The sequence below is a fragment of the Rhodopseudomonas sp. B29 genome (assembly GCF_000333455.1).
In the GTDB taxonomy this organism is placed as follows: Bacteria; Pseudomonadota; Alphaproteobacteria; order Rhizobiales; family Xanthobacteraceae; genus Rhodopseudomonas.
The window spans coordinates 1-9,656 of record NZ_BADD01000214.1 but is presented as its reverse complement, the minus strand read 5'-3'; the positions used below and the strand labels follow the sequence as shown (position 1 = coordinate 9,656).

General features: G+C 65.0%; 8 protein-coding genes and 1 pseudogene. 1 reads left to right on the top strand and 8 read right to left on the bottom strand.

The features are described 5' to 3' along the window. From I5M_RS07590 to I5M_RS07580, 3 genes and pseudogenes are all read right to left on the bottom strand, one after another. A pseudogene (locus tag I5M_RS07590) lies at nucleotides 1–275 on the bottom strand (hypothetical protein); the annotation flags it as partial. A gap of 11 nt (nucleotides 276–286) precedes the next feature. Next, on the bottom strand, nucleotides 287–1,675 hold the full coding sequence (locus I5M_RS07585; RefSeq protein WP_022720849.1) for a hypothetical protein: 1,389 nt from the start codon (nucleotides 1,673–1,675) through the stop codon (nucleotides 287–289). Nucleotides 1,676–1,814: 139 nt separating this feature from the next. Then, the gene (locus tag I5M_RS07580) at nucleotides 1,815–2,810 is read right to left on the bottom strand and encodes a hypothetical protein (RefSeq protein WP_244431951.1); all 996 of its coding nucleotides are present in this window, start codon (nucleotides 2,808–2,810) and stop codon (nucleotides 1,815–1,817) included. Nucleotides 2,811–3,401: 591 nt separating this feature from the next. Between I5M_RS07580 and I5M_RS07575 the strand changes: the two genes are divergently transcribed. Continuing rightward, nucleotides 3,402–3,896: a ferritin-like domain-containing protein gene (locus tag I5M_RS07575; RefSeq protein WP_031335778.1), complete on the top strand. Its 495-nt coding sequence runs from the start codon at nucleotides 3,402–3,404 to the stop codon at nucleotides 3,894–3,896. A gap of 268 nt (nucleotides 3,897–4,164) precedes the next feature. Here the strand turns inward: I5M_RS07575 and I5M_RS07570 are convergent, their stop codons facing one another. The 5 genes from I5M_RS07570 to I5M_RS07550 form a co-directional block, all read right to left on the bottom strand. Then, complete coding sequence (locus I5M_RS07570; protein WP_022720846.1) at nucleotides 4,165–6,072, bottom strand: PAS domain-containing sensor histidine kinase; 1,908 nt, start codon at nucleotides 6,070–6,072, stop codon at nucleotides 4,165–4,167. A gap of 231 nt (nucleotides 6,073–6,303) precedes the next feature. Beyond that, on the bottom strand, nucleotides 6,304–7,122 hold the full coding sequence (gene eutC / locus I5M_RS07565; RefSeq protein WP_022720845.1) for an ethanolamine ammonia-lyase subunit EutC: 819 nt from the start codon (nucleotides 7,120–7,122) through the stop codon (nucleotides 6,304–6,306). Continuing rightward, nucleotides 7,115–8,515 carry an ethanolamine ammonia-lyase subunit EutB gene (locus I5M_RS07560; RefSeq protein WP_022720844.1) on the bottom strand — a complete coding sequence of 467 codons (1,401 nt, stop codon included), beginning with the start codon at nucleotides 8,513–8,515 and terminating at the stop codon, nucleotides 7,115–7,117. The genes eutC and I5M_RS07560 overlap by 8 nt, the downstream gene beginning before the upstream one ends. A gap of 9 nt (nucleotides 8,516–8,524) precedes the next feature. Continuing rightward, nucleotides 8,525–9,313: a histidinol-phosphatase gene (gene hisN / locus I5M_RS07555; RefSeq protein WP_022720843.1), complete on the bottom strand. Its 789-nt coding sequence runs from the start codon at nucleotides 9,311–9,313 to the stop codon at nucleotides 8,525–8,527. Continuing rightward, nucleotides 9,313–9,656 (bottom strand): choline kinase (locus tag I5M_RS07550; RefSeq protein ID WP_022720842.1); only part of this gene is annotated, 344 nt, incomplete at its 5' end. The genes hisN and I5M_RS07550, both read right to left, overlap by 1 nt.

The window sequence follows — 9,656 nt, the reverse complement described above, 5'->3', positions numbered from 1 at the left end:
CCCTCGGGCTGCGGCAGCGGCGCGAGGCGATCACCGCCTGGCAGCCATGGCGTCAGGATCGCGGGCAGCCCCGGCAGGCCGCCGGGCGAAGCTTCGCGCTGCTCGGTCGGCGCGGCGGCGAGATCTGCCGGCGCGATCCAGCCGTTGCTGCTGGCGACGTCGTAGAGCAAGGCGCCCACCGCGCTGACGACCAGCACACGCAACAGCAGACGCAGCACCTCGTCTTCCGGCGTGCCCGCCATCCAGGCGTGGAACCGCTGCGACAGAGTGGTCATCGGCCGCTCGCTTACTTGACCTGCCGCGCCGACGGCAGTGCGGTGACGTTTTCATCGGCGTGGAGCGGCGGCTCGGATGTCGGCGTCGCTGCGGGATGATCGGCTTCGACAGCCTGCTGAGCCGGTACGGCAGGCTCCGCGCGCGCCGCGCGGCTGGCCTGCTCGACTTCGCGCGCCATGCGCAGCGCCGCCATCATCTCGGCAGCCGTCATGGCATTGGCGCTCGCCGCCGGCAGACCTTCGCGACGGATCGCGGCGTGGACGACGCACAGGATCAGCACCAGCACCGCCGGCATCAGATCGATCGAGATCGCGCCGGCCCAGCTCGGGACGAAATCGCCGGCGTAGCGCAGCACGGCTTCGGCCGGCGACAATGCCTGGAACCGCACCGGCTCGATCTTCGGCCGGTCGAGGATGGCATCCGCTGCCGCGGCGAGCGACGCGGCCTGCGCCGCGACGGCGCTTTCGACCTTGCCGACCACCGCCGTCTGCCGGTCTGCGAGATCGTTGGTCCGCCCGCCTGCGGCAGGCGCGATGAACGACGACGACAGCGAGGTCGCAGCGCGCTTCACGGCCGGCGCCACCGAGGTCTGCTGCAGATTGGCGATGACGCCCATCAGCGCCAGAGATTCTGTGGCGAAGCCGTCGCTGCGCTCGCCGATCGGACCGCGATCGGACACCAGTTCGCGCATCTTGGCGAGGTGCTTGCCGCCCTCCTCGAACAGCTGCGACACACGCTTGCCGGATGCCTCGACCTCTTTGCCGAGACTGTCGAGCTGGCCGGACATCTGAGTCAGGAGCTGCACCACCGTGCCTGACCCGGACGTTCCGGTCAGCGACCCGGCGCGTTCGGCATCGGCCAGCTTGGCGAAGCGCGACGACGCGATCTGGATGTCGGGCAGAAGGCCCTGCGACGCAATGGCGTTGGTGTTGGCGGCGTCGAGATCCCGCGTGTAGTCCTGCACCGTGATGGCGAGATGCTGGCGGATGGCCGCCGCGCCGGCCAGCGCGGAAGCGTTGAGCCACGACGACATCGCCACGATCATCAGCGAGCCGAGCAGCATACAGCCGAACATCAGCACGCGGCCGCCGCGATCGACCACATGCGGCATGAACTGCATCAGGAACACCCAGAAGGCGTAGATGCCGACCGACACCGCGACCGAATAGATCAAGGCGGCGAACACCACCGTGGTCGGGCTGCCGTTGAGCAGCTCGCGCACGCCGAGATAGGTATAGACTCCGGCGGCCAGCGCCAGGATCGCGGTGGTCAGCTTGAGCATCACCTCGAGCCGCGCCACGCCGCGCGACAGTACCAGTGCGGCGGGAACGGACGATGAAGCGGGCGGAACAGAGGAGAGCGAAGCCGGAGCAGCGTCCGGCGGAACATCAGCGGGCATCGGCGAATCCATCGCGTGCGTCCCCCGCGCACGACCAACGCCCCCGTTATTCGTGATCCGTGATGATTAGTTGCAAAGTTGGACTCAATTGTGATGGCGCGACACTTCGCGCGCCGCGCCATCAGCCATCGCAAGCCCCTTAAAAATGGGCGTTGAGGCGCAGCATCGCCTGGTGTCGCTCGTAGCGATCGAGGTTCAACTTATAGCCGTCGCCTTCTCCCCTTCCGGAGATCTGCATCTGCCATGTGCCAGAGACACCGACCGTGCTGTTGATGTTCCAGGAGAACGTCGGACCGAGATAGACCGCCTCGCCGCACAGCCGGTCGAGGCCGCCGCCGTCATAGCTTCGAAGATAACGGAGACCGCCACCGAACACGACCGCAGGGGTCACCGCGTAGGATAGTGCGCCGTGGAGCTGGAGTTCGGAATCGTGGCCCCAGGTATTGCCGGTAAGTTCCCGCGTCGCCGCGGTGCCGTACCAGACGTTGAAAGCGGCAAACAACCGATCCTTGATCAGCACGCGATCCATCAACGCGGCGAACTCGCTACCATATTGCTCGATGCGCGCGCCGCTGCCCTCGTCGACGCGGCTCCAGCCGGGCTGAGCGTGAAGAGTGAGGCCGAACGGCGCGCTGTCCCGATCGATCAGCTTGGCGCGGAACTCCAGTGCTGCGCCATTGAACGTCATATGGCGGCGATTATCGAAGCCCGGCACAGTATCGATGCGCTGCGCGCCAAGCGCGAAGCCGGGTGCGATGCGAAAGCGATCGGTCAGCGTGTACTTGACCTGATTGAGCGTCCCGAGGGTCGCGTAGCTGCCGCCGCGCTTACCGAAGGCGGCGACATTCTCCATCTCGACCTCGACCTCGCCGGGCTCGCCGATGTCGGAGCCCATGCTGAAGCCGAAGATGTGTTCGGTATCGATGCCCGCCGCATGATGGCTGCCGGGCACGGCCGGCGCGGCGGAGGCAAAACTCGCCAGCGGCGGCAGCGACGGCGCGTCATAGAACGGCCAGGACGGCGGCTCGGCGCGTGCCTCCACGGCGCTCAGCATCATCCCGGCCATTAGACCGACGATCGCCGCGCCATTTCTGAAACCGCCGGCCGTCGTCCCTTCGTCAAATCCTGTTTTCATCATCGATCCCCCAAATTCGGCCCTCGTCGGCCAGCTGTGGACCCTTGATGCGACTGAGAGGCAGCCGCGTTCATTGATTTGACGCGGAAAAACAGAGCGTTAGACAAGTTCCAAAGACGAGACGTACTTGCTATTGCAAGTCATTAGCAAAAACTGGGCGCTGTGGGAAGCGGCTTCCCGGCCTCATTTGATCGATATCCGCCGCTGCCTCCCCACAAACGGAAAACCCCGAGGTCTGGCGGCAGACCTCGGGGTTGGTCATCGCAGCCCCTGGGGGAAGGTGCGGCGCTGACGAGCCGGCTGACACGACGCCGGGCGCCGTGGGATGCGATCAGCCGCTCCCTCCTTTTAGCCTTGGCTCGCGCCGGGAAAAGCGCGCCTTGTCGTTCTGGTTACGCGTCCACGATCGCATTCGCTACGAATCCTCGGACGCGATTAGTTCGACCTCAACACCCTGGTGAACATCCGAGTCTTCGCGCTGGCTCGTTTGAGCCCCCCGACGCGGTGTCGCAGCTCGTAACGCTCGTGCGGCGCATCAGGAACGTTGCGTTCTGCCCCTCGTTGGTCGAGCACCTTCCCGAGGAGCAATCGATGCCCCAAGATCCACGCCAGCTACTAATTGACGGGCTGCGTAATGCGCACGCCATGGAAGTCCAGGCCCGCGAGATGATGGAGCGCCAGATCGGCAGGCTGGACTCGTATCCCGACGTGCGCGCCAGACTGCAGACGCATCTGCGCGAGACCGAAACCCAACTCCAGCATCTCGACACGTGCCTCGCCGAGTTCGGCGAAAGCAACTCGACCGTCAAAGACACCACGCAGTCGATCATGGGCAACATGGCAGCGCTGGCGCATACCGTGATGCCGGACGAGATCCTCAAGAACACCTTCGCCAACAACGCTTTCGAGAACTTCGAGATCGCCGCCTACAAATCGCTGCTGTCGCTGGCCGATCTCGCCGGCGCGGCAAGCTGCAAGCCGCATCTCGAAGCCTCGCTGAAGGAAGAACAGGCGATGGCCGCCTGGGTCGACCAGAACGTCGACAGCATCACCCGCTCGTTCGTCCGCGTCGCAGAAGCCGCCTGACGAGGAACGCAGTGCCGAGCAGCGCGCTCCTCGCAATGACGGATAGATAGTGGCTCCGCCGACGCCGCATGCACCGCCTGCTCCTTCTCCCCGTGTGCGGGGAGAAGGGTGGGATGAGGGGGCGTCTCGACAAGGTCGAACGGCAGCTTACCAACTCAAGCTCAGACTTGCGGAAGCGCCCCCTCACCCGGCCCGGCTCCGCTGCGCTCGCCGGACCGACCTCTCCCCGCGCGCGGGGAAAGGTTAAGGCCGCGGCTGAGCTTGCAAACTAATTCGCTCGCCCCACACGTTCGCTGGCGTGCTCCAGCGCGCGGCTGAGTTCGTGAAGCTCGTAGGGTTTGCGCAGGATCGGGAACTCGACGCCGCCCTGCCGCGCCGCGTCGCTGTAGCCGGACGCCAATACGATCGGCATGCCGGGCCGCTGCGCCCGCAGATGACGGGCCAGGCCGAGACCATCCATCTTGCCCGGCATAACGATGTCGCTGAACACGATATCGATGCCCTCGTTCTCGATCTCGCTCAGCGCCGCTTCAGCATCGGTCACCCACTTCACCCTGTAACCGAGCTCTTCGAGCAGCAGCGTGCTCGACGTGGCAACGTCGGGATTGTCCTCGACGAGCAACACCGTGGCAACGCTCTCTCCCACTGGATCGAGAGTATCCGCTACCGCCTTCACCTCGCCGCGCGGCAGGCAGATCGTCACCTTGGTGCCCTCACCGAGCCGACTTTCAATCGCCACCGACCCGCCGGCCTGATTGGCGAAGCCGTGGACCTGCGACAGGCCGAGCCCGGTGCCCTTCCCGACCGGTTTAGTGGTGAAGAACGGATCGAACACGTTGGCGAGAACATCTTCGGGAATCCCGACGCCGTCGTCGGCGACGCTGATACACACCACGTCGCCAACGCCGTCGATCCGGCGATTGTCGGCAGTGATGCGGACTTCGCCGCCGTTCGGCACCGCGTCGCGGGCGTTGATCACCAGATTGACCAGGGCGGTCTCGAATTCGGCCGGATCTGCCATCACCGGCCAGACATCCTCGGCGATATCCAGCGATAGTCGCACCGCACTGCCGAGCCCGGTCTCCAGCACCTCCTGCACGGAGGCCACCGTGGCGCTGACGTTGAGCAGGACCGGGTTGACGTGCTGGCGGCGCGCGAAGCTGAGCAGCTGCCGCGTCAGCGCCGCGCCGCGCTGGATGCTGGCTTCGATGCCATCGGCCGCCTTGTGGACCCGCGGATCGGACGAGTAGCGCTTGACCAGCCTGATATGTCCGGTCACCGCCATCAGGATGTTATTGAAGTCGTGCGCGACACCGCCGGTGAGCTGGCCGAGCGCGTCCATCTTCTGGGACTCGGCGAGCTGCTTTTGCATCCGCTCGAGCTTCTGCTGCGCCTCGCGCCGCTCTGTGATGTCGCGGGTGATCTTGGCAAAGCCGATCAGTTCGCCGTGGTCGTTGCGGATCGGGTCGATCACCACGCTGGCCCAGAAGAAGCTGCCGTCCTTGCGAACGCGCAAGCCCTCCTCCTCGTAGCGGCCCTTGTCGCGCGCGATCTGAAGCGCCCGAGCCGGCCTGCCGGCCTCGCGATCGGCCGGCGTGTAGAAACGCGAGAAGTGCTGGCCGACGATCTCGTCCGGCACATAGCCCTTGATGCGCTGGCCGCCCAGATTCCAATTGGTGATGTGGCCCTCGGGGTCGAGCATATACAGCGCATAGTCGGTGACGTTGCTGACCAGCAGGCGGAAGTGTGTCTCGCTCTCGCTCAGCGCCGAGCGTGCGCGTAGCCGCTCGGTGATGTCGCGAGTGATCTTGGCGAAGCCGACCAACTCACCGTCTTCGACGATGGCGTCGATCACGACCGACGCGAAGAACCGCGTGCCGTCCTTGCGGATGCGCCACCCCTCGGCTTCAAATCGGCCAGTGCGCCGCGCCGTCTCGAGCGCCCGCTGCGGCAACCCGGAGTCGCGATCTTCCGGCGGATAAAACACCGAGAAGTGGCGGCCGATGATGTCGGCGGGGTCGTAGCCCTTGATCCGGCTCGCCCCGGTGTTCCAGCTCGACACGATGCCGGAGGGGTCGAGCATATAGATGGCGTAGTCGGTGACACCCTGGACCAGCAGCCGGAACGCCCGCTCGCTTTCGAACAGCTTCCGTTCCGACGTGTCGTGTCCACTCATCACAAAAAAGTTCCAACCAAACGCCGTTCAGGTTCATACGCCAAACGTCATACGGTCCAAATCGTTGCGCAGAGAATTTGGGGCGGAGGAGCGATTTACTCCTTGCGGAATCGGAAGTTTGGCAAAACGGCAAGCCAGAGCGTCAGGCGGCGGGCGCAGCTTCGTCGACTTGCCGATCGGCGGCGACCCCGGCTCTACGTCGTCCCGAAGCGGTCAGCGAATTGCCGAGAGCTAATGCGGTTCCGTCTTGGAACCAATCGCCGCCGGACTGAGGCCTATCAGCTTGGCATCCTCGGGCAGAAGATTCGAAGCAGCGCTCTGCAGGCCGACTCCGCTGATTCCGGTTTTCAGCATTAAGGCCACCAATGCCGTCATGCTGTCGGCGGCTTCGTCGATTGCAAGACCACCGCGCCTGATGTTGGAGATGCAGTTGCGCCGTGAATCGGGCGTGCCCGATTTCGGCCCGTAGGTGAGATACGCGCCGAGGCTGTCTGCTGCGGAGAGACCGGGACGTTCGCCGATCAGCATGATCGCAACCCGCGCTTCCAGCAATTCGCCGATCGGATCGGCCAATGCGACACGCGCCTGCGCGGCGAGAACAACGGCGGACACCGACATCGAAGCGGCGTCGAGGCGCTCGAGGACCGCTCGGGTCACGGCCGCGCCGTTGGTCGTGACTGCACTGGCCGACAATCCGTCGCCCAGCACAATAACGACGTCGCGCCCGCGCGGCAGTTTCCCGAGGCCTGAGATGGAATCCGGCGACAGTCTCCGTCCGAGATCGGGACGCCGGACGAACTCCTCGCGCGTCGACGCCATGCTGTGAGCTTCGGCGATCTCGACGGTCAACTCGCCGAGCTCGTTGCGTAGCGCAGCCCGGTCGACTTCGGACCACACCGCCTGCCGCGCGCGCGCGTGATCGAGCTGGAACGACTGTACGGCGCGGGTCGGAAGGCCGGCGCCAAATCGGCCCAGCAGGATGCGCGCCTCCGTCATCCGGCGCAGATCGGGCAAGCCTTCGCCCGGGCGATCGGCTTTCAAATCAGCCATGGGCGGCTCCGAGAAGCGGGACACTGGCCATTCCCTCGATCAGCCGCAGCGGCGGAGGCAGCAATGTGCCCGACGCATCGGTGAGTCCGACCTCGACGAGCCATTGCTCGAATTCCGGCGCCGGCGGCCGGCGCAGCGTTTCGCGGCAGAACACAGCGTCGTGGTGTGCCAGCGACTGATAGTTCAGCATCACGTCGTCCGCACCCGGCACGGTGATGACGAAATTGACGTTGGCGGCACAGAGCAGCGTCAGCAGCGTATCCATGTCGTCCTGATCGGCATCGGCATGGTTGGTGTAGCAGACGTCGACGCCCATCGGCAGGCCGAGCAGCTTGCCGCAGAAATGATCCTCCAGCCCGGCACGGATGATCTGCTTGCCGTCGAACAGATACTCGGGCCCGATGAAACCGACGACGGTGTTGACCAGCAGCGGCCTGAATTCGCGCGCGACCGCGTAGGCCCGCGCCTCCATGGTCTGCTGATCGACGCCGAAATGCGCGTCCGCCGAGAGAGCGGCCCCCTGCCCGGTCTCGAAATACATCAGGTTGGCGTTCGCGGGGCCGCGCCCCAGCGACCGCACGGCATCATGCGCCTCGGCGAGCAGCGCAAGCGTGATACCAAACCCCTCGTTGGCCTTCTGCGATCCGGCGATCGACTGGAACACCAGATCCACCGGCGCTCGAGCCGCGATGGCGGCGATCGCGGTGGTGACATGGCCGAGGCAGCAGGTTTGTGTTGGAACTGCCAGCCGCGCTCTGAGATCGTCCAGCAGCTCGACGATGCGGATGTAGTCGGCCAGGCTGTCCGTCGCCGGATTGACGCCGATCACGGCGTCGCCCGATCCCATCAGCAGGCCGTCGATCGCCGACGCCAGAATGCCGCGCGACTCGTCGGTCGGATGGTTGGGCTGATTGCGCGTCGACAGCCGCCCGCGTAGTCCGACGGTTGAACGGAAATGAGTCACCACCTCGCGCTTGGCTGCGACGGCGATCAGATCCTGCAGCCGCATGATCTTCGACACGGCCGCGACCATCTCGGGCGTCAGGCCGAACGTTATAGCTTCGAGCTCGGCCTGTGTAGTCTCCGGCTTCAGCAGCCATTCGCGAAACTCACCGACGGTCTGGGAGGCGACCGAACCAAACGCCTTCGGATCGTGGCGCGACGCGATCAGCCGCGAGACCTCGTCGTCATCGGACGGGATCAGCTCTTCGGCCAGGAAGGTCTTGAGCGGCAGATCCGCCAGCGCCATCTGCGCGGCCAGGCGCTCGACCGGGCCCTCGGCTGCGATGCCGGCGAGCTCGTCGCCGGAGCGCTGCGGCGTCGCCTTTGCCATCAGCTGCTTCAGATCGGAAAACCGATACAGCGTGCCGCCTACAGTGCTGGTGTAAGACATCACCTCACCCTAGCCGTTGATCAACGCCAGTGCCTCGTCGTGCAGCGCCGCGGTCGCCGACGCCAGCACGTGCCCGCTCGAGCCCTCCGACAGCGGCGCACCCTGCCAGTCGGTGATGCGACCGCCCGCCTGCTCCAGCACCGGCACCAGCGCCATGTAGTCGTATGGTTGCAGGCCGGTTTCGAGGATCAAGTCGCAATGGCCGGACGCCAGCATGCCGTACATGTAGCAATCTCCGCCGAAGCGCCGCAACTGCGCCGCGCGCGACAGCCGTTCAAAGCAGTCGCGATCCGCACCGGCAAAACCATCCGGCGACGTGGTGTAGAATCGCGCCTCTGCCACGCGCCTGCAACTGCTGGCACGCGCCGCCTTGCCGCCATAGGTCGTCAGGCCAGGACGCGCCATCCACCGCTCGCCTGTCACCGGGATGTCGATCACGCCGCAGAACGGCCGTCGATCATAGGTCAGTCCGATCAGCGTGCCGAACAGCGGAAAGCCGGTGATGAAGCTCTTGGTGCCGTCGATCGGATCGATCACCCAGGTAAATTCATCGCCCTGCTTGATGCCCATCTCCTCGCCGTAAATGCCATGCGAAGGAAACCGCGCGACGATGCGCTCGCGCAGCTTCGCCTCGATGGTGCGGTCGGCGACCGTCACCGGGCTGTCGTCGTATTTGGCGGCGACTTCCAGAGGCGTCCGGAAATACGACAAAGCAATCGGTCGAACTTCTTCGGCAAGCTCGGCTGCAAAAGCGAGATATTCGTCGGCGACGTCGATAGCGAGATCTGGGACTGCCATCACAGCGCCTTGAGAAACAGCGGCCAGCGTGGGTCCTGGATGATCGAACGTGCCCGCATGTGCTTCCATATCCCGTATTTGTAGAAGTCGAAATCGAGCGTCGAGATCCGGTTCTGCACCATCGCCCAAGTGCTCCATTTGATATCCGCCAGAGCCTTGTGGACGATGAAGCGGGCGTGGGCGCTCATGTCGTAACGGCCGAAATATTCCTCGATGATTTCGCGCTCGACATCCTCGGGGAAGAAGTGCTCGCCGGCCCAGATCGCCAGATCATACAATCGATCGTTGTTGGATGCGTATTCGAAGTCGATCAGCATGATCGACTGTCGGCCCGAGCAGGAAG